Genomic DNA, 22,458 nt, shown 5'->3' with positions numbered 1-22,458 from the left:
CCCGCCCCGCGACGTGTGTTGGGGAGCCCCCCGGCTATGGTGGCGACAGGTGCACCCGGCTGGTGGAGGTGTCGCGGCGGCTTCGGGAGACGCCGCCGGAACAGGGCCTCAGGGGATCACGATCACCGGGCGGTTGGCCCGCCGCGCCAGCCGTCCGGAGACCGAGCCGAAGATCTTGCCGAGAAGGCCGTGCGTCGTGCCGACGACGATCGCGTCGGCGGCGTACTCACGGCCGACCTCCTCGATCTCGTGGCAGATGTCCCCTCCGCGCTCGACCAGGATCCACGGCACCCCGGTGAGGAAGTCCGCGCAGGCGAGCTCCAGGCCGAGGACCTCGGTCCGGTGGTCGGGGAGGTCGACGAAGACGGGCGGCTCGCAGCCCGCCCAGACCGTGGCGGGCAGGCGGTTGGCGACGTGCACGATCACCAGGCCGCACTGCGAGCGGCGCGCCATGCCGACGGCGTAGGCGAGGGCGCGCTCGCTCGACAGCGAGCCGTCGAAGCCGACCACCACACCGTGCTGGAACACCGGGTCGAGGGACGGCGCCGGGGTGTCCTGCCCGGACGGCTCGGTGGGCCCGCCCAGCGGGCCGGCCGCGCCGGAAGCCGCCTCCGGGTACTCGGCCCCCGGGCCCAGGCGGCCTGTCACCGGAACCCCGGCGGGGTCGGCCGGAGGCTCGCCACGCCGCTGGCGGGGCCCCGGGCGGTCACGGCGGGCGAGGCTGCCCCGGCGGGCGAGGCCGCGCAGAGCGCGTGCGAAACCCAGCGGGCTGTCGCGCCCGGGGCCGGGCTCCCCTGGCTCCGCAGGCTGTGGCACGTCGGCCGCCGGCCGGGCCGCGCGGGCCGCTCCGGCCGCCTCGAACCCTTCCGCGTCGTCGGCGACGCCGCCGTCGTCGACTCGCTCGTGGCCCGTCCGTCCGCCCGGGATGCGGCCCGAGGCCTCGGCGCGCGCGTCGGCTCGTTCGCCGGCAGTGTCGGCAGGCCCGTCGACAGACCCGCCCGCACTGTCGTCCCCGCGGCCTCCGTCGCGTTCGCCGCCATGGCCACGGTCGCGTTCGTCGCCGTGGCTGCCGTAACTACCGTGACTGCCGTCCTGGTCGTTGTGATCGTCGTGGTCGTCGCCGAGGCGGTCACTGTGGTGGTCACGGCCGTCCTCGCCGCGCTGGTCGGCGCACAGCTCGGCGCGGCCGTCGGAACGATCGGCGGCAGGCCCGCGGGCCGGGTCCACGCTGCGGGACGTGTCCGGTTCAACCGGTCGGGGAGGCTCAAAACCAGCCATGGCTCACGGCTCTTCGATGGAGAGGGGCCGACAGGAGAGGAGGACAACGCTGCCCGGGCAGCAGGCCCGCCCACGGGATGACGTCGGTCTGCGCCGCGCAGCACCGTATGTGACCTGTTCCTTTCAGAGTACGACGGGCTTGGGGCCCCGCCCAGCGAGGAAGCCCCGGAGCGACGTTGTTCCCGCGAAAGGGGGATGCGCCCGCCGAGGCTGTGCGCCCCGCCCACAGGCGATCGCGCCCCCTCCGGAAAGGAGGTTCCCTGGAGCTTGACTGAGCGGACCGGGCGGCGCAACAGCCCCACGGGACACCGTGACCGGACTGTCATGGATCGGCGACGATCCGTTGCGGCGCGTCGCGAACCGTGACGTCCGACCTGCCCCGACAGTCCCGGTGAGCCCGCGCCTCACCGCCCGCCACGGGGGTGCGGAGGCCGTTTCAGCCAACGCGTACGGCTTCGCGACGCCGTCTGGCATTTGCCATATGCATAGGTGCGGCCGCTGGCACCATGCTCGGCATGTCCCTGCTCCTGTTCGACCTCGACAACACCCTGCTGCCCCGGGACGCCGCCTACCGGGCCTGGGCGCAGGACTTCCTGTCCGAGCACGACCTCCCGCCGGTCGACCTCGACTGGTTCGTCACCCTCGACGGCGGCGGCTACGTACCGCGCAGCACCGTACTGTCGGCGGTCCGGCGGCGCTACGGGCTGGACGCCTCCGCCGACTTCCTGACCGCCCACTACCGACGCGGCATCAACTCCCACATCCACTGCCCGCCCCGGCACATCGAGGCGCTCCGGGTCGCCCGGGCCGCCGGGTGGACGCTGGGGATCGTCAGCAACGGCGGCACCCGGCCGCAGTTGGAGAAGATCCGGCGGACCGGGCTCGGCCCCCTGGTCGACGGCTGGGTCATCTCCGAGGAGGCCGACTGCGTCAAACCGGACCCGCTGATCTTCGAGATGGCGGCCCAGCGGTGCGGCATCGCCCCCACCGGGGACTGGGCCGAGCACACCTGGATGATCGGGGACCACGCGCCCGCCGACATCGCCGGTGCCGAACTCACCGGACTGCGGAGCGTCTGGCTGCACCACGGCCGACCGTGGGCGGAGAGCGGCTACCGGCCGACGCTGAAGGCGGCCGGTCTGCCGGAGGCCGTCGGCCAGGTCCTCGCCGCGCGGAACGCGCCCTCGCCGCGGCCGGACGTCCGCTCCGGCGGGCCGCTCCGGAAGGCCGCGGCGGGAGCACCGGTTCACGCGACGGCGCTGGTCGGCGCACGGTCCGGCGCACGTCCCGCGGTGGCCGCCGTGGACGGCCCGAGTGCATCCGTTCCCGCGGCCGCCGGGACCGCCGGGACCGCCACCGCCGCAGGTGGGCCGGGTGTCCGAAACCGATCCGGCGGGTTTGCCCTGATCGCCGAGGCCCGTCCGGAGACCGGCCCGGGCTCCGGGACCAGGGCGGGGAGCAGACCGGGTCCGGCCGCGGACGGCCTCCGCCCCGCACCGGCCGCGGCCGGCGCCGCGGCCGGAGCCGTCCGTCCGAAGCCCCTCGGCAGCGGGCCCGACGGCGCCGTCCCCGCCCGGACCGCCTTTGCCGCCGTGCCCCCTGCGGCCTCGTCCGCGGCGTCGTCCGCGGCCGCCGTGGCGGCCGCCCGGTAACGCCTCGGCCACACCCCGCCCGAGCCCCCTCCGCTTCCCCGCCCCCTACTTCCCTGCCCCGCTCCGGCCCCGCTCCCCCACCGCCCCTGCCGCCCCCCTGCCCGCCCCCGCGCCGCCGTCAGCCGTTCGCCCGCCCCACCGACTCCACCCGCCCCACCGACTCCACCCGCCGCCCCGGCTACGCCGTCGCCGCCACCGCCGCCGTACGGGTCCACCAGCAGGTGCGGGCCTGCTCGACGAACCCGAGCTTGCGGTAGAGCGGTTCGCCGAGCGCGGTGGCGACCAGGGTGGCCGGGCGGTCCGGGTGCGCGTGGGCCAGGGCGGTCCGGAGGACGGCGCGGGCCGCGCCCCGGCCGCGCCGGTCGGGCAGGGTCGCGACCCAGTACACGCCGGTTGCCTGGCCGTCGTCATAGGTGAGGCAGGTGCCCGCCACCGCACCGTCGACGCGGCCGAGCCAGCCCCGCCAGCCGGGTACGTCCAGCAGTCGCTCCGGGAGGGCCTCGCCCCGGACCCAGGGCTGTCGGGCGGGCAGCGGGAAGCCCTCCACGATCGTCCGCTCGACCAGGGCGAAGCTGTCGCCGTCCCGCGCCTCATCGACCGTCAGGACGCCGCCCCCGTGCGCCTCCGAGACCACGGGCAGGTCGGTGGTCGCTCCCTCGACCGGTCCCGGGTCCCGGACCATCACCGGCATGAGCGGCATCCGGGTGGCGCCGAGGCCGGTGAGGTCGAGCCCGTCGTACGGGTCCTCCACGGTGCAGCGTATGGTCGACCAATCGGCCATCAGCTCCGCCAACTCCTGCTCCACGGCGGCCGGTTCGTCGTAGGGGCGGGTCACCACGATGCGGTGCGCGTCGTCCGGGGTCCGGGCGCACCGGACCGCGGTCAGCCCCGGGCGGGTGCGGGACTGCCAGCCGTGGACGCGGGCTTGGGCGAGCCAGAAGGCGGCGGCGTTGTCGTTGGCCCGTTCGAGCCGGCTGTTGGTGTTCACGGCAGGACCGTAACCCGGTGCTCCGGTTCCCGGTTCCGCCGTCCCAGGCTTGGCCGGATGAAGCCTGGGAGGCGCACGACTTCTCCCCGTGCGCCCCCTCGTGCACCGCCGATTTTCGGTCAATTTCGCGCCGATCCCTCCCGCTTGGGCAAATCCGCAGCCCAGACCAGCCGGCCGGGCGCACCGGAGCCGGACGCCCCAGGAACCGTCCCGCGACAACCAGCCACCGTTGCCCCGGCCCTCTTCCCAGAAAGGTCGACGGGTGCCACGCTTCGTGATCGAATGCATCACGCCAAATTGCCATGTCGACATAGCGTCGGATGGTGAACTTGTCACAACGGCAATGGTCCACCCGATAGATTTCGATCTTGGCCAGCAGTGCCGCACCACCCACACCACACCACCGAGGGGGCTTGAGCGCCTTGAGCAGGGTGAGCAGGAGCGACGCGGGTCCTGACAGCGGCCAGGCGGCGGCCGGCAGCTCGGGTCGGTCCGCGAGAAGCACTGGCACCGCCGCGATCGCCACCACCCGCACCTCCGGCACCCCGGGCGCCGCCTCGCACTCCTCGTACTCCGCGGTGCCCTCCCCCGGGGCGGGCACCGGCATCGGCCCCGGCGCGGCGCCGGCCACGGCGGACCACGGCGCGGCGGCATCCTACGGAGGACAGCCCGCCTACGGGGGCCAGCCGGCCTTCGGCGGACAACCCGTCAGCCGAGGACCCGTCAGTCCCGGCCAGAACTACGGCGGCGAGCACCCGGGCCATTCCAGCCACCCGGGACATCCCGCCCACCCCGGCCATTCCGGCCACCCGGGCTACGGCGGCCAGCTCGGTCACCCCGGTCATTCCGGCCACCCCGGCTACGGCGGCGGCACCCCGGGCCCGAACGGCGGCGGCACCGTCGCCGCCGGGCCGGGCGGCGGTCCGCTCGGCGGCCTCGCGCTCGGCTCCGGCCACGGCCCGCTGGGCCACGGCGGGCCCGGCGCGAACGGCTCCCCGACCCCGGTGACGGCCTCCGCCCCGCGCAAGCTGTCCGGCCGGCGCCGCCGGGAGACCGTCGCGGTGCTGATCTTCGGCGGCGCCCCGATCTTCGAGAGCTCCATCCCGCTCTCCGTCTTCGGCGTGGACCGCCAGGACGCCGGGGTGCCCCGCTACCGCCTGCTGGTCTGCGCCGGCGAGGAGGGCCCGCTGGCCACCACCGGCGGACTGACCCTCTCCGCGCCGTACGGCCTGGAGGCGCTCGCCCGGGCCGGCACGATCGTCGTACCGGCCTGGCGCTCGATCTCCCAGCCCCCGCCGGTCGAGGCGATCACCGCCCTGCGCAAGGCCCACCACGAGGGCGCCCGGATCATCGGGCTCTGCACCGGCGCCTTCGTACTGGCCGCCGCCGGCCTGCTCGACGGCCGCCCGGCGACCACCCACTGGATGTACGCGCCGACGCTGGCCAAGCGCTACCCGCGGGTCCACGTCGACCCGCGCGAGCTGTTCGTCGACGACGGCGACGTGCTCACCTCGGCCGGCACCGCCGCCGGCATCGACCTGTGCCTGCACGTGGTGCGCAGCGACCACGGCGCCGAGGCTGCCAACGCGCTGGCCCGCCGCCTGGTGGTGCCGAGCCGCCGCGGCGGCGGAGGACAGGCCCAGTACATCGATCAGTCTTTACCTGAAGAGATCGGCAACGACCCGCTGGCCGAGGTGGTCACCTGGGCGCTGGAGAACCTCAACCAGCAGTTCGACGTCGAGGTGCTGGCGGCTCGCGCGTACATGAGCCGGCGCACCTTCGACCGGCGGTTCCGCACGCTCACCGGCAGCGCGCCGTTGCAGTGGCTGATCACCCAGCGGGTGCTCCAGGCGCAGCGGCTGCTGGAGACCTCGGAACTGTCGGTGGACGACGTCGCGCGCCGGTGCGGGTTCCGTTCGCCGGTGGCGCTGCGCGGGCACTTCCGCCGCCAGCTCGGGGTCTCCCCGGCCGCGTACCGGACCAGCTACCGGGCCCGCCGTCCCGGTCAGCAGCCGACCGCGCCGGCCGGTGCGCTCGGCGACCTGCGGCTGTCCGGAGCGATCCCGCACCCGGCGGGCGCGGTCGTCCCGGCGGGCGGTCCGCTGTTCGGCGGGGCCCACGGCATGCCGTCGGGGCAGCCGTTCCCGGCCGGTCCGGGCGCGCCGCTCCCGGTCGGCTCGCACGGACAGCCGGTGCCGCACGGCCAGCACGGGCAGCCGGGCGGCCACGGCCAGCCCGGCGGGTTCGGTCCGGGCCAGGTCGGGACGCCGACCGGCCAGGCCTTCCACGCCCGCGGCGGTCAGCCGTACCCGCACCAGCAGGCCTCGCAGCAGTCGCACCCCGGGCAGCAGGGTGCGGCTGGGCGTGGTCCGCTGCGGCCGCCGGTGGTTCCGCCGCAGGCCGGGTCGGGGACCGGTCGTCCGCCGCGCACCGCCGAGCACGCGGCGGCGGAGGACGGCCTCCCCCAGCCGGGGGTGCGCGGTCAGGGCCAGGGGCACCGGAGCGCGGCCGAGCGGCCCGCGGACGACCCCGGTTCGGCCGGGCGCGGCCACGGCGCGGCCACCGGACGGATGCCGGCCCCGGCCGGGCAGCCGGGCTCCGGCCCGGGCGAGCTCCGCGGCCGCCAGGCCCGGGCTCCGCAGGTCCGCGGCCAGGCCGGCCGGCCCGCGCCCGAGGGCGCCCGGGCGGCGCGCGAGGTCCGGACCGGACGGGACGGCCACACGGTCCTGACCGGCCGGGAGGACGAGCACCCGGACGGCCACGGCACGCACGACGGACCGGAGGAGCACCAGGCCGAGGCACCCCGCTCGGCTCCACCGGTCCCCGCGGCGCGTGATCGCGCCGTAGGGTGAGTTGTGTGAATGACCGTTTGGTATGGATCGACTGTGAGATGACCGGCCTCGACCTCGACCAGGACGCCCTGGTCGAGGTCGCGGTGCTGGTGACGGACTCCGAGCTGAACATCCTCGGCGAGGGCGTGGACGTCATCATCCGGCCGCCGGCCGAGGCGCTGGCGAACATGCCCGAGGTGGTGCGCGAGATGCACACCGCCTCCGGGCTGCTGGAGGAGCTGGAGCAGGGCGTGACCCTGGCCGAGGCCGAGGAGCGGGTGCTCGCCTACGTGCGCGAGCACGTGCCGGAGGCCGGGAAGACCCCGCTGTGCGGCAACTCGGTGGCCACCGACCGCGGCTTCCTGGCCCGGGACATGCCGGCCCTGGAGAAGCACCTGCACTACCGGATCGTGGACGTCTCCTCGATCAAGGAGCTGGCCCGCCGCTGGTACCCGAAGGCGTACTACAACAGCCCGCAGAAGGGCGGCAACCACCGGGCGCTCGCCGACATCCGGGAGAGCATCGACGAACTGCGGTACTACCGCGAGGCGGTGTTCGTCCCGCAGCCCGGCCCGGACGCCGACACCGCGCGGGCGATCGCCGGGAAGTACCAGGCCCCGGCGGGCTGAGCCCGGGCCCGCCCCGGGCGGCCCACCCCGGAATCGCCCGGAGCCGCCCGGCGGACCCCTGTCGGAGGGACCGGGAAGGTGCCCGCGTTCGCCGGAGCGAAACCCTGGCGCGAGCACCCTCTCGGATCCTGTAGAGTTCTTCCTGTCGGAACGGGAACGCGAGAGCGGGAACGGGCCGGACAGATGGTGGGTGTAGCTCAGTTGGTAGAGCACCTGGTTGTGGTCCAGGTGGCCGCGGGTTCGAGTCCCGTCACTCACCCCAGAGCCTGAGGGGCCGATCTCTTCAAGAGATCGGCCCCTCAGGCGTTTTCGCCTCCCTCGGTCAAACACGGCCTCGGTCGAACACCGCCTCAGCCGGACACGGCCTCAGCTGCGCACGCGCCCCCTCGTCCGCGTGTGCGCTCCCTCACACGCGCCCGCCGGATCGGCTTTGCGGCGACCCCTGCCCCCAGAAGCTACCGACTAGTAACATCGTCGCCATGACCACTCCCACGATCGGCCAGATGCTCGACTCCACCGTGCCGATGGCGCACACCCTCAAGCTGGAGTACCTGGAAACCACCCCGGAGCGCGCCGTGCTCCGCCTCCCGGACCAGCCCGCGTACCACAACCACGTCGGCGGCCCGCACGCCGGCGCGATGTTCACGCTGGCCGAGTCCGCCAGCGGCTGCATCGTGCTCGCCGCCTTCGGCGACCAGCTGTCCCGGGCCGTGCCGCTCGCCGTGAACGCCGAGATCGCGTACAAGAAGCTGGCCATGGGCGAGGTCACCGCCACCGCACTGCTCGGCCGCCCGGCCGCCGAGGTCGTCGCCGAGCTGGACGCCGGCGGCCGCCCCGAGTTCCCGGTCACCGTCGAGATCACCCGCGCCGACGGAGCCGTCACCGGCGTGATGACGGTCACCTGGACCCTGCGCCCCAACTCCTGACCGCCACCCGGTCGGTGGCCCCGGGAGAACAGGCCCGGGGCCACCCGTACGATGACTGTCCGTGACGGCGGGCGTGACCTCACCGCCCGGCCGCTCGTTCTCGATTCACGTGCGAGCCAATCACGCGACCAAGCCCCAGGAACCCGTCCCCCGCGGCGCCCCGCGCGGCGTCGCCGGCGCCCGCCGCGGGATCGCCCGGCGGCTGCCCCGCCCCCGGGCCCTCGCGGCCGCCGGGGCCCTGCTCGCACAGCTCTGGGGGTTCGGCGCCCCCGGGGCGTACGCGGCCACCGCCGACCCGGTACCGGACCCGGCCCGGCCCACCGTCCGCCGCGCGCTGCAGGCCGCACCGGCACTCGACCGGCCGGTGCTCGACAGGCCGGTACTCGACGGACCCGCCCTCGACGGGCAGTCAGCCGAACGTCCCGTCGGGTCCGGACCGCCGGGCCGCTCCCCCGGGCCCGCCGGGGAGCCGACCGGCAACGGCCCCGCCGGCGGGATCACCGGCGTCGCCGGGGCCGTCGGCGGCACCCTCCAGGAACGCATCCGGGCCGGCGGCCTGCCCCTGCCCGGTCAGCGGGCGGCCGTCCCCGACGCCTTCGCGCTCGCCTCCGGCCTGCTCGGCACCGTCCCCGCCCAGGCCCGGCCCGACGGCCCCCGCGCCTCCCGCGAGGGCGAACCCGCCGACCCGCCCTCCGCCACCCGGCACCGCGGCGGCGCCCTCTCCACCGTCCCCCGGCAGCGCGAGGCCGCGACGGAACCCCTGCTCCAGGAGGCGGCCACCGCCGTCGACGAGGGCGGACCCACCGCCGAAGCCGGCAGCACGGCGGACTCCACCGCCACCCCCGCGCCGGATCACGACAGCACGCCCAAGACGACGGCCATCGCCGACACCGCCACGGCGGCCGGCTCCGGAGACGGCTCCGCCACCGCGACCGCCGTCCTCGTCCCCATCGCCGCCGGACTCCTGCTCACCGGAGCGGCCATGTGCAAGCACCGCGGACTGCCACGCGGCCACTGAGCGGCCCCGGCCGCGGCGGACCGCCCCGTAGGCATGGGGACGCTGCGCAGCCGCGAGAAGGCGGCGGGACGCCTCCGGTCACCGGGCCCAGGGCCGGGCGGCAGCGCTCCACCCCCACCTAAGGCGTGGCCAGGTCCACGGCCAGCAGCGGGAGTTCGCGTCCCGGGATCGAACCGGACGGGACGGCGCCGATCCGGATGGCGCCCATCGCGAGGTAAAACGGCTCGGCGTTCGGGTCGGATTCGATGACGAGCCGAGACAGGCCGAGTGCCACGGCCAGGCCCCTCGCCCGCTCGAACAGCGCGCGGCCGACGCCACGGCCGATCGACTCGGGCTCGATGAAGAGCAGGTCCAGCGACCCGGTCGGCGGCGCCCCGGAGAGCGAGACGAAGCCCAGGACCCGCCCGTCGTCCTCGGCCACCGCCGTGGCCGACCGCTCGATCACACCGGCGTCCACGGTCAGCTCCGCCCGGCAGTCGGCCATGAACGCCTCGTCGTAGCCCCAGTACGCCTTGGACCGCAGCGCGATGCCGGTGAGCAGCGCGGCCTCCTCCGGCCGGGCCGGTCTGATCTCCATGACGCCCCCTCGGGTCGCTGGCCGGACGGCAGCGCCATTGTCGGCCGCGACTCGGTCGCCTGCAAACGGTTTTACGGCCGGCGGAGCGGGCGCGGAGAAGCGGTGCGGAGAAGCACCCGCAGGACCGCCGAACCCCCTACCGCGACGAGCGGCCCGTCAGCGGAACACCCCCGGCGGCGGTTCCGGGGACGGGGCCGCCGTGGCGTCCGTCGCCGGGACGGCGCCGGCCGCGAAGTCGGTGAGGGCGCGGCCGTGTTCGACCCGGGCGTGGGCGGGGTCGGAGGCGGCGCGGCGGGTGAGTTCGGCGATCGGCAGCGGGGTGTGGGCTGCGGCCAGGACGAGGTTGCCGAAGCGCTTGCCGCGCAGCACGGCGGGGTCGGCGATCAGGCAGAGCTCGGGGAAGACCGCGGCGAGGGTGGCGACCTGGGAGCGGGCGAAGGGCAGGGCGCCGCCGTCGGCGATGTTGGCGGCGTACCAGCCGCCGGGGGCGAGGGCGCGGGCGGCGAGGGTGGTGAACTCGACGGTGGTGCAGTGGGCCGGGGTGCGGGCCCCGGAGAAGACGTCGGTGATCACCAGGTCGACGCTGTCCTCGGGGGTGCGTTCCAGCACGCCGCGGGCGTCCGCGCCGCGCACCTTGATCTGCCAGCCGCGTTCCAGGGGGAGTTCGGCGCGGACGAGTTCGGTGAGCGCGGTGTCGATCTCGGCGACCTGCTGGCGGGAGCGCGGCCGGGTCGCGGCGGTGTAGCGGGCGAGGGTGAGGGCGCCGCCGCCGAGGTGCAGGACGGTGAGCGGGCGGCCGGGCGGGGCGACCAGGTCGATCAGGTGGCCGAGCCGGCGCTGGTACTCGAAGCCGAGGCGGGTGGGGTCGGCGAGGTCGACGAGGGACTGCGGGGCGCCGTCGATCAGCAGCGACCAGGCGGCGGGGCGGTCGCGGTCGGGGCGCAGCTCGGCGAGGCCGGAGCCGACGGGGCGGCTGAGCGGGCCCTGGGCGTGGGTGCGTCCGCCCGGTCCGGTGGTGGCCTCGGGTTCCGGTCCGCGTGCGGCTCTGCTGCTTCGTCCCATGGCGGCCATTATCGCCGCCGCCGGGGGACGTCCGCTGGTCAGGGGCGTGCCACGGGGGCCCGGCCGGAGGTCGACTGGCCCGGCGGGGTCCGCGCGGCACGCCCGCTAGAACGGGCCGAGGCCGCCCGCGGTGAGTGTGCAGGCGGCCTCGCAGAGGGCGGATCGGAGGACCCAGGCGTCGGTGGGGCGGGCGGTGCGGCCGGTGCCGGAGGGCGGGATCACCCAGCGCGGGTCGGTGGCGGCGGGCAGCAGGGCGCCCGCGGTACAGGAGCTGCCGGGCAGGTGCCAGGTCTCCCAGGTGCCGGCTGGGACGAGGAAGGAGACGGTGCTGCCGTTGCGGCTCTGCAGGACGACTCCGCAGGCGCGGCGCAGTCTCAGGATGTCGACGGCCTCCAGGCCGTGCCGCAGGGCGACGGTCACGGTGTCGCAGGCGCTGACGACGGCGCCCTCCTCGGGGACGGTGCGCTCGCGCCGGTGGCCGCCGCGGGGGAGGCGGCCGCCTTCGACCGGTCCCCGGCCGGAGAGCCGGTCGTCGGCGGGTTCGGGGAGCAGGGCGGGGGCCGCGCCGGCGAGCACTCCCCCGGGGACGGGTCGGTACTGCGGCAGTCCGGTGGCCATCATGGGCTCTCCTGTACCTCGTCGGGTCCGGAAGCACAGCCGTTGGGAGGGGCCACCCGGCTGGGACGGGCCGGGCGACGGCGTGGGCTTCTTCCTCGTACCAGGACAACGCGGGGGTCGTGGCGCAGGCCACGGGGCGCATTACAGCAAGGCATGGCATTTCATGGCGGATACCCCGCAACATCGCCCTTTTTACCCGGGGTTGACACGATATGTCCCACCAACCGAATGTGTCCGCTCGGTGACTCCGAGTACTCTCGGCGCCATGGCAGCCACCCCACCGGCCGAGCCGAACCGTCCGTCCCCCAACGCCGTGATGCGCGCACTGCGCGGCGACCGCTCTCCCGGCGAGTTCGCCACGGCCGTCCGCAGGGCCGCCCGCGAGATCGGCGAGCACGTGTCCTGCGACGCCCGGTACGTCGGGCGGGTCGAGTCCGGTGAGATCCGCTGCCCCAACTACGCCTACGAGCGGGTGTTCCGGCACATGTGGCCGGACCGCGCGCTCACCGACCTCGGCTTCGCCCCCCGGACCTCCGTCCGCCGCCGCCCGGCGGACCGGTCCGTCGGGTGGAGCGAACCCCCTCCGCTCCACCCGACGTTCCCGCCCCCGCCCGCCCCGCGCTCACCTCTCTCCACTCAACTCCCGTACGCTGCCTCGCCGTACACGGATCCAGCCGCACCGGACGGGCACCCGTGGCCGAGCCGCGGGACGGTGCCCAGGGGGCCCGATGGATCGCCCAATCTCGACGAGGAGAACGACGACGTGCGTCGCCGTACGTTCCTGGCCGGCGGCACCACCGCGCTGGCCTCCGTGGTCGGCATCGACCGACCGGCCTCGGCGGCCGGCCGGCAGGCCGGCGCCGACGGCGCCCCCGGTGCGCTCGCCGGCCAAGGCGCCTTCCCCGGTGCGGAGTTCACCGCGCCGTCGCTGCTCGGCGGCGAACCGATGGTGCCCGGCCGGCCCGGGCCGGTGGGGCCGCTGCGCCGGGTCGGCGCCGCCGAGGTGCTCGGCGTGGAACAGGCCGTCCGGGAGATCCGGCTGGCCGACGACGCGCACGGCGCCGACGCCCTGTACGAGCTCGCCGGGCGGTCGCTGCGCAACGCGTACGTGCTGCTCAACGAGTGCGAGTACAGCCCGGAGACGGAACGCCGGCTGCAGACCGGGGCGGGCGAACTCGCCATCTCCGTCGGCTGGTTGGCCCACGACTCGAACCGGCTCGCGGACGCCCGCTCGTTCTACTCCGAGGCGCTCGCCACCGCCCGGATGGCCGGGGACTCCGCCCTGGAGGCGCACGTCTTCTGCAACAGCGCCTTCCTGGCCCGGGACGCCGGCCGCCCGCGCGAGGCGCTGCGCGCCGCCCAGGCCGGGCAGGTCGCCGCCCGGGGCCTGGGCTCCGAGCGGCTGCTCGCCCTGCTGGCCATGCGCGAGGCCGGCGCCTGGGCGCTGCTCCAGGACCGCGTCTCCTGCGAGCGAGCGCTCGGCCGGGCGTACGCCCTCTTCGACCGGGGCCCCGGCGGGCGGGACCCGGAGTGGATGTCCTTCTTCGGCGAGGCCGAGATCGCCGGCCTCCAGTCGCAGTGCTGGTCGGCGCTCGGCGACTGGGACCGCGCCAGCGAGCAGGCCGGGCTGGCGATAGCGCTCCAGAAGCCGCACTTCGTCCGCAACCGGGTGCTGTACACCGCCGAGCTGGCCCACGACCGGCTCGGCCGCGGGGACCTGGCGGGGGCGGCGCACCACGGCTCGGCCGCCGTCGCGCTGTTCGGCGCCGTCCGCTCGGCCCGGATCCGGAGCATGCTCGCGGACACCGCCGGGCGGCTGCGCCCGCACGTCGCGGTGCCCGAGGTGCGCCGGTTCCTGACCGACTACGACCGGGCGGCGGCCGCCTGAGCCCCGCCGCCCGGCCTAGCCTCGACGGGCCCCGGAGCCGCCCGGCACAGCCGGCTCAGTGCCCGGCGGCCAGGCCCTCCAGGTGGGACAGGTCGTTCCAGACCTCCACCGCCGGGGCTCCGTACTCCCAGGACAGCACGCACAGCGCGGCCGTACCGAGCTTGAACCGCTGGGCGTACTCGGGCGGCAGGCCCAGCCAGCGGGCGGTGAGGATGCGCAGCAGGTGGCCGTGGGCGAACAGGATCACGTCCCGGTCGGCGCAGTGCATCACGGTGGTGTCCGGGGCGGGGACGCCGTGCTCCTCGTTGAGGCCCGCCAGGAAGGCGTCCACCCGGGCGGCCACCTCGGAGAGCTTCTCGCCGCCGGGCACCCCGTCGCGCCAGATCAGCCAGCCGGGCTGGTCACTGGAGCGGATGTCCGCGCCGGTGCGGCCCTCGTACCGGCCGTAGTCCCACTCCATCAGCTCCGGACGCTCCACCGCGCGGTCGCCGAAGCCGGCCAGCTCGCAGGTCTCCTTGGCCCGGCCGAGCGGGCTGGTGTAGACGAGCGCGTCCGGCAGCCCGTTCCAGGGGGCCTTGGCGAGGCGGGCGCCGAGGGCCCGGGCCATCGCCCGGCCCTCCTCGGTCAGCGGGATGTCGGTGCGGCCGGTGTGGCGGCCGGTGGCGGACCACTCGGTCTCGCCGTGGCGGACCAGCACGATGCGGGCGGGCATGGGGACTCCTAGCGACGGGGCGGTGGCAACGGTCGGTCGGTCTCACCATTGAGCACCGGGCTCCATGATCCCCCACCCGGGCGGCGACCACGATCGAGGGGCCCGTCCCGGCGGCCGCGGGACCGGGGGCGGCAGGTGTCCGGTTCCGGCTGCGGACCGGGGGCGGCGGACGGCCGGTTCCGGCCGCGGACCGCCTCTCCAACGGCCGGTCCGCACCGCGTTGTCGGACCCGGATGCGACACTGGGCCGCACCATGAACGTCTCGACGAACGTCCCGCCGCGCGGGCCCGCTGAGCCGCTCGCCCAGCGGCTCGCGGAGCTGCGCGGACCGGCCCCGCAGCGCAGTCTGAACGCCCGCTCCCTCGCCGCGCTGGCCGCCAACCCGGGCTGCCACCGCCGCGCCGTGCTCGACGCGGCCGGGGTGGACAAGTCGGTGCTGGCGGCCCGGCTCGGCCGCCCGGCCCCCTTCGGCCAGTCCCCCTTCGCCATCGCCCGCGGCGTGATCTTCGAGTCCCGGCTGAAGGCCGACGGCTACGCCCCGCTGCTGGAGCCGCTCCGCCACCACCTGGGCCTCCCGGCGGACGGCCACGCCCCGCTCCTGGTGCCGGACCTGCTGCACCGCTCGGGCCCGGCCGTGCGCGCCGACCGGACGGCCGAGGCGCTGGCCCTGGCCGCCGCCGACCCGGAGGCCTGGACGCTGCTGGACCACCCGATGCTGCGCCTGGGGGTGGCCGGCAGCACCGCCTACCTGGAGCCGGACGCGCTGGTGGTGCACGGCGGGCGGTGCACGGTGGTCGAGATCAAGTCCTTCCCGGTGCTGGACGGCGGCGCCGACCCGGCCAAGGTGGGCGCCGCCGCCCGGCAGGCCGCCGTGTACGTGCTGGCGCTCCAGCGGCTCGCCGCCGCGGCGGCCGGGCGGCCGCTCGCCGAGGACCCGTACACCGAGCAGCGGCTGCCGGGCAGCCCGCGCACCAGCGTGCTGCTGGTCTGCCCGAAGGACTTCGGCAACCGGCCGACCGCGGTCGCCGTGGACGTCCGCCGCGAACTGGCCACCACCCGCCGCCAGCTGGGCCGGATGACCGGCATCGGCCGGCTGCTGGCGGCGCTGCCGGCGGACGCCGACTTCGACCTGGCCGCCGACGAGGACGGCGCGCCGGCCCGGACCACCGAACAGCTGGCCGCCTCGGTCGAGGCGGTGCCCGCCGCCTACAGCCCGGACTGCCTCTCCACCTGCGAACTCGGCTTCCACTGCCGCGCCCGGGCCCGCTGCGACGACCGGGTCGAGCAGCTCGGCCGGGGCGTGCGCGGCGAGCTGGGCAGCATCCGTACGGTCGCCGAGGCGCTGGCCGCCGCCGGCACCAAGAGCGAGGACCTGGACGGCGCGGACGACGCCGCCGAGCGCCTGGCCTACGCGGCCGCCCTGCGCGCCGAAGCCCTGGGCGCCGGCGCCGTGGGGGCGGAAAACCAAGGGGCTCGCGCATGAGCCTGCTCACCACCCTCGCCCGGCTGGAGGCCGTCCGCAGCGGCCGGGCCGAGCCGCTGGCCACTGTCCGGCACCGGCACCTGTCCGACCGCCCGATGGTGCTGGTCCCGCTGACGGCCGCCGGCGAGTCCGGCGCGCCGCTCGCGGTGATGCTCGGCACCGACCGGGACGCGCCCCGGCTGCACCTGGTGCCGCAGCCGCTCAACCGCACCCTGCGGTTCGACTTCCTGGCCGAGCTGGCCGCCGACCTGCTGCCCTACCTGGAGTCCTTCGCCGAGGACGTCGAGCAGATCGAGGGCTCCGAGAAGGACCCGGAGACCGGCGAGAAGACCCAGGTGTTCCGCGAGCTGTGCGCGGACGCCCCGCAGCTGGTGGTGCCGAACGGCGCGGGCGTGCACCACCTGGCCCTGATCGGCCGCTCGACCCGCTTCCGCCGCACCGCCGAGGACGAGGAGCCGGGCCCGTACCCGGCGCCGGTCCGGGTGCCGCTGCTCGGCCGCTGGCTGACCCACCTCACCGACCGCGCCCAGGTGCCCGGCTCCTCGCTGCTGCTGCCGATGACCGGCCTGCTCGCCCGGCACTGGGCGACCGGCCAGAGCCACCTGGAGGACCAGCACCTGGCGGCCCGGCTCGCCTGGCACCGCCCGCCGGACGGCCTGACCGGCGGGCGGGCGGCCGAGCTGGCCGAGTCCGCCCGGGACGACCGGGGGCAGCTGCTGCACCCGCCGGCCGGCCCGGCCACCGACCCGCGCTTCGACGAGTTCGTGCTGGCCCCGGCGATCACCCGCTACGACTCCGCCGTGGGCGCCCTGCAGCACAGCGCCGAGCAGCGCGACGAGGCCGCCGCCGCGCGCGCCCGGGCGGCCGTGCGGGCGGCGGTGACGGCGCTGGAGGAGGCGCTGGCGTCGGTCCTGCTGCCCACCTGGCGGGACGTCTGGCAGGGCCTGGACCTGCTGCGCGCCCTGCCGCCGGCCGGTCACCTGGCGGAGCGCTGGACGGGCGACCGCTGGTCCTACACCAGCCACCGGGACCGGCTGGCGGCCGGCGAGCCGCCGCAGCCCCGGCAGGACGACGCCGTCACCGCCGCCCGCAAGCTCGCCCAGCGCGAGCGCGAGCAGGCCCGCCTGGACGTCCAGGAGGCGCTGGACGACCCGCTGGCGATGGCCGAGCACCGGCTGTCCGGCGAGGCGTTCAGCGGCGTGGTGACGGAGGTGGTGCCGGACTGGGACACCACCGGCCGCTCCCCCAAGCCGCGCCCGCTGGTCACCCTGCGCACCGCCGACCGCCCGCACGCGGACCTCGGCCGGGAGGTGCACCGGGTGCACGGCCCGAGCCCGCAGAAGGCCGAGATCGTCGCGGTGGACACCGCCGAGGGCACCCTCACCCTGCGGGTGCTCTCCGGCATGGGCCGCAGGAAGGAGCCGGAGCCGGGCAGCCTGCCCGAGCCCGGCGAGCCGGTCACCTTCACCCTGTTCGAGCTGACGGTGCGCCAGTCCGCGCCGCTGCCCGAGCCGGACGACACCCCCTGGACCCACGGCGGCCCGCCCGGCGCCGCGCCCGTACCCGCCCCGTCCGTCTCCGAGGAGTGGGAGTGATGACCACTTCGATCCCCGAGCAGGCCCCGGGCGCGGCCGCCGACGCCGCGGTGGCCCGGATCCTGGCGGCCACCGTCCGTCCGCCGGCCGGCGCCCCGCGCGGCGTGGTGGTGGACTCCCCGCCCGGTGCCGGGAAGTCGACGCTCGTGGTGCGGGCCGCCCGCGAGCTGGTCGGCGCCGGCGAGCGGCTGATGATCGTCGCCCAGACCAACGGCCAGGTGGACGACCTGGTGGGCCGACTGGCCGAGAAGGCACCGGAGTTGACGATCGGCCGGCTGCACGCCGCGGACTCCCGGCCCGGCCCGGAGGTGCTGAAGCACGCCAACGTCACGCCCTCCGACAAGGTCGCCGACCTGGTCGAGCACGACGTGGTGATCTCCACCTCGGCCAAGTGGCAGTGGGTGCGGACGGAGGCGCCCTGGCGGCACGCGATCGTCGACGAGGCGTACCAGATGCGCTCGGACGCCCTGCTCGCGGTGGCCCGGCTGTTCGAGCGGGCGCTGTTCGTCGGCGACCCGGGCCAGCTGGACCCGTTCACCGTGGTCGGCACCGAGCAGTGGGCCGGGCTGTCGTACGACCCGTCCGGCAGCGCGGTGGTCACCATGCTGGCGCACAACCCGGAGATCGAGCCGCACCGGCTGCCGGTCTCCTGGCGGCTGCCCGCCAGCGCCGCGCCGCTGATCTCGCGGGCCTTCTACCCGTACACGCCGTTCCGCTCCGGCACCGGCCCGGACGACCGCCGGCTGACGGCCGCCGTCCGCCCGGACGGCTCGGCGCTGGACGCGGTGATCGACCGGGCCGCCGAGCACGGCTGGGCCCTGCTGGAACTGCCCGCCCGGCACACCGTACGGACCGACCCGCAGGCCGTGGCGGCCGTCGCGGCCACCGTCCGCCGACTGCTGGAGCGGGGCCTGACCGCCCACTCCGAGCAGGGCGAGGCCCCGCTCACCGCGGACCGGGTCGCCGTCGGCACCGCCCACCGGGACCAGGCGGCGGCCGTGCGCGCGGCCCTGCTCAAGGCGGGCGTGCCGGTGGACGGCGCGGCCGGTCCGGCCGTCACGGTGGACACCGCCAACCGCCTGCAGGGCCGCGAGTACGACGTCACCGTGGTGCTGCACCCGCTCTCCGGGCGCCCCGACGCGACCGCCTTCCACCTGGAGACCGGCCGGCTCTGCGTGCTCGCCTCCCGGCACCGGCACGCCTGCATCGTGGTGGCCCGGGCCGGGATCGCCGAGCTGCTGGACGAGCACCCCGCGACCGAGCCGGTGCAGCTGGGCGTCCCGGTGGCCTTTCCGGACGGCTGGGAGGCCAACCACGAGGTGCTGGAGCACCTGAGCCGCCACCGGGTCCACCTGCGCTGAGGCCCGTCCGGCCGGCCGCCGGGGTCAGTCCTCGGTCTCGCAGACGGCGTAGGCCACCACCGACCCCCGCTCCGCCTGCGCGCTCCAGCCGCGCGCGTCGGCGGTGGGGCCGTCGGCGCGCACCGGACCGTCCGCGTCGGGCTGGAGCCGGTAGCCGCCGCCGGTCAGGTGGGTGCCGGCCGGGCAGGTCGCCGTCGAGGCGCCGCCGGGGGCGCTCGGCTCCCCGGTGACCACCAGCGCCGTCTCGGCGGCCGCGGCGGGCGGGGCGACGGAGGCGGCGACCGTGAGCAGGGCGCCCAGCAGGGACAGGACGGACAGGGCGAGGGCCGTCAGGCCTCTTCTCACACGCATGGGGGTTCTCTCCGGTTCGTCGGCTTCATCGGCTTCGTCGGCTGCCTCGGCTTCGTCGGGCAGCCCGGGCGCACCGGGTGCACCGGGCGCACCCGGACAACCGGTTCGCATGCGATCCGGAAGCGCGGCGCACGAGTCGCGCGCCCGGCGTGCGCCGGGGAATAGCGCTCGCGTGCGCACCGTTCCGCTACGGGCCCCCGCCGCGAGACAATGGACGGCGGCCACGACCGGGCGGCGCAGCCCGGAGCAGATTTCCCCCACCCCCACCCGAAACCCGGAGGTGTCCGTCCATGCCCGACTCCCCAGAGTCGTCCGAGCCCACCAGGCGCCTGCGTCCGGTACAGCTGCTGTTCGAGCCGCAGTCCGCCGAACCCGAGCCGGAACGATTCTTCGACCTGGAGTCGATCGAGGACCCGGCGGAGCTGCTGCGCCGCTCCACGGAGCTGGCCCTGGCCTTCCGGGCCGCCGCCGAGCGGGCCACGGACTTCCAGGCGGTCGCCGCCGCGCAGCTCGCCGACCCGCGCCGGTTCGACGCGCTGTCCGACGCCGAGGTCGCCCGGCGGGCGGACTGGACCCCGGACTACGCCGCGAAGATGATCGAGTACGGCCGCACCCTGCTCCAGCCGCGCCGGCACGAGGACTGAGCGCCCGCGGCCGACACGGGCCCCTGGCATATGCGCGGCGGGGAAGGGTACGCCGTCCCCCGCCGCGCTGTCCGGCGAACCGCGCTTTCCGTCGCACCGGGGGCGTGCGCCGCACAGGCTGCTCTCCGTGGAGATCTGGACGCAGCAATCGGTGACACAGCAGTCGGTGTCGTACCCGTCGGTGATGCACCCGTCGGTGGAGTGCGTCGGCGCGGCCGGGGAGGCCTGGCTCGCCTCCGCCAGCGAGTACCCGCGCAGCATGCGCGCCCTGTGGGAGAGCCGCCCCTGGGCGCCCTCGGTACTGCCCTGCGGGCGCGCCTTCGACGTGATCAGCATGCCGGCGCTGTTCGGCCGCCGGGTGCTGGACGAGCTGTGGGCGTCCGGGCCGGGCTGCGGGCCGGTGGCCGTCCACCGGGGGCGGCTGCTGCTGTTCGTCCAGCCGGGCGCGGCGCCCCGGCTGCGCCGGCTGCTGGCCTGGGAGGAGTGGGCCCGGGACGTACCGCCGCTGCTGTGCCACGGCAAGGGCGACGCGGTGACCGTGCCGCCCCTGCAGCGGATGGTGAACAGCCCGGACTCCCCCGGGCAGGGCGCCGGCCGGTGGATCGTCGCGCCGGAGCGGCGCGACCCCCGGCTGCCCGGCGCTGCCGTGGTGCTGTGGGCCTGCGTCCGGGCGGCGCGCGAGCCGGGCGCGCCGGTTCCCGCCGGGGCGGCCGTCGTGACCGGGGGGTGAACGCGGGGCGGCCGTTATTCGATTTTGGCTCGGCCGCACGGCGCTGCTAGAGTCTTCTCTGTCAGCAGGCGCCGCTAGCTCAGTTGGTTAGAGCAGCTGACTCTTAATCAGCGGGTCCGGGGTTCGAGTCCCTGGCGGCGCACAGACAGCCGGAAGGCCCTTCGCGAGAGCGGGGGGCCTTCCGGCGTTTCGGCGTACGCCCGCGCGGTTTCCGCCGTACGCCCGTACGGGTCCCGCCGTCCGCCCGCGCGCCCCTCCGCTCCCGCGCCGCCGCACGCGCCCCCGCCCTCGCTCCCGCACGCGCCGGATGGCAGGAAAGGTGGGAAGCAGGTCATTGCTGCCACCGCTCCCCGTTGGGAGGCTGGCCGTATGAGAGCGCACAGCGTGGTCATCGTCCTCTTCGAGGGCGTGCAGAGCCTCGATGTGACCGGCCCCCTGGAGGTGTTCGCGGGGGCGGGCCGGGCCGCCGGGCAGCCCGCGGCCTACCGGGTCACCACCGCCTCCCCCGGCGGCGGGCCGGTGCGCAGCCACAGCGGACTGCGGCTGCTGCCGGACGCGGACCTGGCCGGGGTCGGGCCGGTGGACACCCTGCTGGTTCCCGGCGGGATGGACACCGGGCGCCCGGACCCGGCCCTGGTGGAGCGGATCCGGGAGCTGGCCGGAGCGGCCGAGCGGGTGGTGTCGGTGTGCACCGGGGCCTTCCTGCTCGCCGAGGCCGGGCTGCTGGCCGGGCGCCGGGCGACCACCCACTGGGCCTACGGCGAGGAGCTGGCCCGGCGGTTCCCGGACGTCGAGGTGGACCCGGACCCGATCCACGTCCGGGACGGGCGGATCGCCACCTCGGCCGGGGTCACCGCTGGCATCGACCTGGCACTGGCCCTGGTCGAGGAGGACCTCGGGCGCGAGACGGCCCTGCTGGTCGCCCGCCACCTGGTGGTCTTCCTGCGCCGGCCGGGCAACCAGGCCCAGTTCAGCACCCAGCTGGCCGCCCAGGTGGCGGCCCGGCAGCCGCTGCGCGAGGTGCAGCGGTGGATCGCCGAGCACCCGGAGGCCGACCTCTCGGTCGAGGCGCTGGCCGACCGGTCGGCGCTGTCGCCGCGGCACTTCGCCCGGGCCTTCGCCGCCGAGGTGGGGGTGACCCCGGGCCGGTACGTGGACGGGGTCCGGCTGGAGGCCGCCCGGCGGCTGCTGGAGGACACCGACCACGGCATCGAGGAGATCGCGCGCTCCTGCGGCTACGGCACCCCGGAGGCGATGCGGCGCGCCTTCGTCCGGGCCCTGGCCGCCCCGCCCGCCGAGTACCGACGCCGCTTCCGACCCGAACCCACTGGAGGTCACTGATGCGCATCGCCATCCTGCTCTACCCCGAGTTCACCACCCTGGACGCGGTCGGCCCGTACGAGGTGCTGTCCCGGCTCCCCGGCGCCGAGGTGGTGTTCGCCGCCGCCGAACGGGGGCCGGTCCGCAACGACGTGCACAGCCTGGCGCTCACCGCGGACGCCGCCCTGGACGAGGTGGACTCGGCCGACCTGCTGCTGGTGCCCGGCGGGCCCGGGACGGAGGCCCAGCTGAAGGACCGGGCCGTGCTCGACTGGGTGCGCCGGATCGACGCGACCACCACCTGGACCACCTCGGTCTGCTCCGGCTCGCTGATCCTGGGCGCCGCCGGGCTGCTGGAGGGCCGCCGGGCCACCTCCCACTGGGGCGTCCTGGACCGGCTGCCCGGGTACGGGGCGGAGCCGACCGGGACGGAGCGGGTCGTCATCGACGGCAAGTACGCCATCGCCGCCGGGGTCTCGGCCGGGATCGACCTCGCGCTGACGCTGGCCGGCCGGATCGCCGGGGACACCGTCGCCCAGGCGATCCAGCTGCTGATCGAGTACGACCCCCAGCCGCCGTACGACTCCGGCGCGCTCGCGAAGGCGTCCCCCGAGGTGGTCGAGGAGGTGAACCGGCTGATGCGGGCCTAGGGCCTGTCTTCAAACTCGCGTCTGCGGGGCGACGCCGGGGCACGCACCTCGCCGCGTTGTCGTCGGTCGCCAATGCTCCGCAGTGGCTCCCTCCTCCGCCTTGCGATGCACGCACCCCAACGCCGCCCCGCCCGCCCTCCGGGCG

The 22,458-nt window shown here is 76.2% G+C and carries 20 protein-coding genes, 2 tRNA genes and 1 pseudogene; 16 read left to right on the top strand and 7 right to left on the bottom strand.

What is annotated here, in order from left to right; translation table 11 throughout:
* Window positions 1–108 precede the first annotated feature (108 nt).
* The gene (locus tag ACFRQN_RS20105) at window positions 109–585 is read right to left on the bottom strand and encodes a universal stress protein (RefSeq protein ID WP_049653914.1); all 477 of its coding nucleotides are present in this window, start codon (window positions 583–585) and stop codon (window positions 109–111) included.
* 453 nt (window positions 586–1,038) lie between these two features.
* Between ACFRQN_RS20105 and ACFRQN_RS20100 the strand changes: the two genes are divergently transcribed.
* Window positions 1,039–1,359 carry a hypothetical protein gene (locus ACFRQN_RS20100; RefSeq protein WP_380741415.1) on the top strand — a complete coding sequence of 107 codons (321 nt, stop codon included), beginning with the start codon at window positions 1,039–1,041 and terminating at the stop codon, window positions 1,357–1,359.
* A gap of 434 nt (window positions 1,360–1,793) precedes the next feature.
* A complete protein-coding gene (locus ACFRQN_RS20095; protein WP_380741414.1) occupies window positions 1,794–2,930 on the top strand; it encodes an HAD family hydrolase in 1,137 nt (378 codons plus the stop codon).
* 178 nt (window positions 2,931–3,108) lie between these two features.
* On the opposite strand, the gene ACFRQN_RS20090 is transcribed toward ACFRQN_RS20095, so the two are convergent.
* Entirely contained in the window at window positions 3,109–3,918 is an 810-nt protein-coding gene (locus ACFRQN_RS20090; protein WP_380741413.1) for a GNAT family N-acetyltransferase, read from the bottom strand.
* 1,004 nt (window positions 3,919–4,922) lie between these two features.
* On the opposite strand from ACFRQN_RS20090, the pseudogene ACFRQN_RS20085 reads away from it, so the two are divergent.
* From ACFRQN_RS20085 to ACFRQN_RS20065, 5 genes and pseudogenes are all read left to right on the top strand, one after another.
* Window positions 4,923–6,218: pseudogene (locus tag ACFRQN_RS20085) on the top strand (helix-turn-helix domain-containing protein); the annotation flags it as partial.
* A gap of 557 nt (window positions 6,219–6,775) precedes the next feature.
* The gene (orn, locus tag ACFRQN_RS20080) at window positions 6,776–7,378 is read left to right on the top strand and encodes an oligoribonuclease (protein WP_049660762.1); all 603 of its coding nucleotides are present in this window, start codon (window positions 6,776–6,778) and stop codon (window positions 7,376–7,378) included.
* Window positions 7,379–7,564: 186 nt separating this feature from the next.
* Window positions 7,565–7,640 (top strand) — tRNA-His (locus ACFRQN_RS20075).
* Window positions 7,641–7,857: 217 nt separating this feature from the next.
* Window positions 7,858–8,304 carry a DUF4442 domain-containing protein gene (locus tag ACFRQN_RS20070; protein WP_049660764.1) on the top strand — a complete coding sequence of 149 codons (447 nt, stop codon included), beginning with the start codon at window positions 7,858–7,860 and terminating at the stop codon, window positions 8,302–8,304.
* A gap of 109 nt (window positions 8,305–8,413) precedes the next feature.
* On the top strand, window positions 8,414–9,322 hold the full coding sequence (locus ACFRQN_RS20065) for a hypothetical protein (protein ID WP_380741412.1): 909 nt from the start codon (window positions 8,414–8,416) through the stop codon (window positions 9,320–9,322).
* 118 nt (window positions 9,323–9,440) lie between these two features.
* Here ACFRQN_RS20065 and ACFRQN_RS20060 read toward each other — a convergent pair whose 3' ends face one another.
* The 3 genes from ACFRQN_RS20060 to ACFRQN_RS20050 form a co-directional block, all read right to left on the bottom strand.
* The gene (locus ACFRQN_RS20060; protein WP_117487866.1) at window positions 9,441–9,899 is read right to left on the bottom strand and encodes a GNAT family N-acetyltransferase; all 459 of its coding nucleotides are present in this window, start codon (window positions 9,897–9,899) and stop codon (window positions 9,441–9,443) included.
* A gap of 156 nt (window positions 9,900–10,055) precedes the next feature.
* A complete protein-coding gene (locus ACFRQN_RS20055) occupies window positions 10,056–10,961 on the bottom strand; it encodes a spermidine synthase (protein WP_049657326.1) in 906 nt (301 codons plus the stop codon).
* Window positions 10,962–11,066: 105 nt separating this feature from the next.
* A complete protein-coding gene (locus ACFRQN_RS20050) occupies window positions 11,067–11,582 on the bottom strand; it encodes a hypothetical protein (RefSeq protein ID WP_310593138.1) in 516 nt (171 codons plus the stop codon).
* Window positions 11,583–11,844: 262 nt separating this feature from the next.
* Here ACFRQN_RS20050 and ACFRQN_RS20045 point away from each other — a divergent pair, with 262 nt between their 5' ends.
* Window positions 11,845–13,467 (top strand): tetratricopeptide repeat protein, encoded by a 1,623-nt coding sequence (locus ACFRQN_RS20045; RefSeq protein WP_380741411.1) that lies wholly within the window; start codon window positions 11,845–11,847, stop codon window positions 13,465–13,467.
* Window positions 13,468–13,522: 55 nt separating this feature from the next.
* Here ACFRQN_RS20045 and ACFRQN_RS20040 read toward each other — a convergent pair whose 3' ends face one another.
* On the bottom strand, window positions 13,523–14,179 hold the full coding sequence (locus ACFRQN_RS20040; RefSeq protein ID WP_074005115.1) for a histidine phosphatase family protein: 657 nt from the start codon (window positions 14,177–14,179) through the stop codon (window positions 13,523–13,525).
* 253 nt (window positions 14,180–14,432) lie between these two features.
* Here ACFRQN_RS20040 and ACFRQN_RS20035 point away from each other — a divergent pair, with 253 nt between their 5' ends.
* The 3 genes from ACFRQN_RS20035 to ACFRQN_RS20025 are packed head-to-tail and all read left to right on the top strand — an operon-like array spanning window position 14,433 to window position 18,618.
* Window positions 14,433–15,662: a hypothetical protein gene (locus ACFRQN_RS20035; RefSeq protein WP_380741409.1), complete on the top strand. Its 1,230-nt coding sequence runs from the start codon at window positions 14,433–14,435 to the stop codon at window positions 15,660–15,662.
* Window positions 15,659–17,257, top strand: coding sequence for a hypothetical protein (locus ACFRQN_RS20030; RefSeq protein WP_380741408.1), 1,599 nt, complete (start codon window positions 15,659–15,661; stop codon window positions 17,255–17,257). The genes ACFRQN_RS20035 and ACFRQN_RS20030 overlap by 4 nt, the downstream gene beginning before the upstream one ends.
* Complete coding sequence (locus tag ACFRQN_RS20025; protein ID WP_074005112.1) at window positions 17,257–18,618, top strand: AAA family ATPase; 1,362 nt, start codon at window positions 17,257–17,259, stop codon at window positions 18,616–18,618. The genes ACFRQN_RS20030 and ACFRQN_RS20025 overlap by 1 nt, the downstream gene beginning before the upstream one ends.
* Window positions 18,619–18,642: 24 nt before the next feature.
* Here ACFRQN_RS20025 and ACFRQN_RS20020 read toward each other — a convergent pair whose 3' ends face one another.
* The gene (locus ACFRQN_RS20020; RefSeq protein ID WP_380741407.1) at window positions 18,643–18,969 is read right to left on the bottom strand and encodes a hypothetical protein; all 327 of its coding nucleotides are present in this window, start codon (window positions 18,967–18,969) and stop codon (window positions 18,643–18,645) included.
* 290 nt (window positions 18,970–19,259) lie between these two features.
* Between ACFRQN_RS20020 and ACFRQN_RS20015 the strand changes: the two genes are divergently transcribed.
* The 5 genes from ACFRQN_RS20015 (at window position 19,260) to ACFRQN_RS19995 (ending at window position 22,313) form a co-directional block, all read left to right on the top strand.
* Window positions 19,260–19,613 (top strand): hypothetical protein, encoded by a 354-nt coding sequence (locus ACFRQN_RS20015; protein WP_074005111.1) that lies wholly within the window; start codon window positions 19,260–19,262, stop codon window positions 19,611–19,613.
* Between the two features lie 184 nt (window positions 19,614–19,797).
* A complete protein-coding gene (locus ACFRQN_RS20010; RefSeq protein WP_049651953.1) occupies window positions 19,798–20,343 on the top strand; it encodes a bifunctional DNA primase/polymerase in 546 nt (181 codons plus the stop codon).
* Between the two features lie 68 nt (window positions 20,344–20,411).
* Window positions 20,412–20,485: transfer RNA gene (locus ACFRQN_RS20005), tRNA-Lys, on the top strand.
* A gap of 227 nt (window positions 20,486–20,712) precedes the next feature.
* Complete coding sequence (locus tag ACFRQN_RS20000; protein WP_049651944.1) at window positions 20,713–21,684, top strand: GlxA family transcriptional regulator; 972 nt, start codon at window positions 20,713–20,715, stop codon at window positions 21,682–21,684.
* Window positions 21,684–22,313: a DJ-1/PfpI family protein gene (locus ACFRQN_RS19995; protein WP_375874704.1), complete on the top strand. Its 630-nt coding sequence runs from the start codon at window positions 21,684–21,686 to the stop codon at window positions 22,311–22,313. Before ACFRQN_RS20000 ends, ACFRQN_RS19995 begins: the two co-directional genes overlap by 1 nt.
* Window positions 22,314–22,458 lie beyond the last annotated feature (145 nt).

It is taken from the genome of Kitasatospora sp. NPDC056800, from assembly GCF_042789775.1.
Taxonomy (GTDB): domain Bacteria; phylum Actinomycetota; class Actinomycetes; order Streptomycetales; family Streptomycetaceae; genus Kitasatospora.
This window is presented reverse-complemented; position numbering and strand designations above follow the sequence as displayed.

Bases quoted from the DNA above. Each gene is read 5' to 3' on its own strand.
- ACFRQN_RS20100 (WP_380741415.1), top strand. From the start codon at position 1,039: ATGGCCACGGTCGCGTTCGTCGCCGTGGCTGCCGTAACTACCGTGACT.
- ACFRQN_RS20095 (WP_380741414.1), top strand. From the start codon at position 1,794: ATGTCCCTGCTCCTGTTCGACCTCGACAACACCCTGCTGCCCCGGGAC.
- ACFRQN_RS20070 (WP_049660764.1), top strand. From the start codon at position 7,858: ATGACCACTCCCACGATCGGCCAGATGCTCGACTCCACCGTGCCGATG.
- ACFRQN_RS20060 (WP_117487866.1), bottom strand. From the start codon at position 9,899: ATGGAGATCAGACCGGCCCGGCCGGAGGAGGCCGCGCTGCTCACCGGC.
- ACFRQN_RS20055 (WP_049657326.1), bottom strand. From the start codon at position 10,961: ATGGGACGAAGCAGCAGAGCCGCACGCGGACCGGAACCCGAGGCCACC.
- ACFRQN_RS20050 (WP_310593138.1), bottom strand. From the start codon at position 11,582: ATGATGGCCACCGGACTGCCGCAGTACCGACCCGTCCCCGGGGGAGTG.
- ACFRQN_RS20045 (WP_380741411.1), top strand. From the start codon at position 11,845: ATGGCAGCCACCCCACCGGCCGAGCCGAACCGTCCGTCCCCCAACGCC.
- ACFRQN_RS20040 (WP_074005115.1), bottom strand. From the start codon at position 14,179: ATGCCCGCCCGCATCGTGCTGGTCCGCCACGGCGAGACCGAGTGGTCC.
- ACFRQN_RS20035 (WP_380741409.1), top strand. From the start codon at position 14,433: ATGAACGTCTCGACGAACGTCCCGCCGCGCGGGCCCGCTGAGCCGCTC.
- ACFRQN_RS20030 (WP_380741408.1), top strand. From the start codon at position 15,659: ATGAGCCTGCTCACCACCCTCGCCCGGCTGGAGGCCGTCCGCAGCGGC.
- ACFRQN_RS20025 (WP_074005112.1), top strand. From the start codon at position 17,257: ATGACCACTTCGATCCCCGAGCAGGCCCCGGGCGCGGCCGCCGACGCC.
- ACFRQN_RS20020 (WP_380741407.1), bottom strand. From the start codon at position 18,969: ATGCGTGTGAGAAGAGGCCTGACGGCCCTCGCCCTGTCCGTCCTGTCC.
- ACFRQN_RS20015 (WP_074005111.1), top strand. From the start codon at position 19,260: ATGCCCGACTCCCCAGAGTCGTCCGAGCCCACCAGGCGCCTGCGTCCG.
- ACFRQN_RS20010 (WP_049651953.1), top strand. From the start codon at position 19,798: ATGCACCCGTCGGTGGAGTGCGTCGGCGCGGCCGGGGAGGCCTGGCTC.
- ACFRQN_RS20000 (WP_049651944.1), top strand. From the start codon at position 20,713: ATGAGAGCGCACAGCGTGGTCATCGTCCTCTTCGAGGGCGTGCAGAGC.
- ACFRQN_RS19995 (WP_375874704.1), top strand. From the start codon at position 21,684: ATGCGCATCGCCATCCTGCTCTACCCCGAGTTCACCACCCTGGACGCG.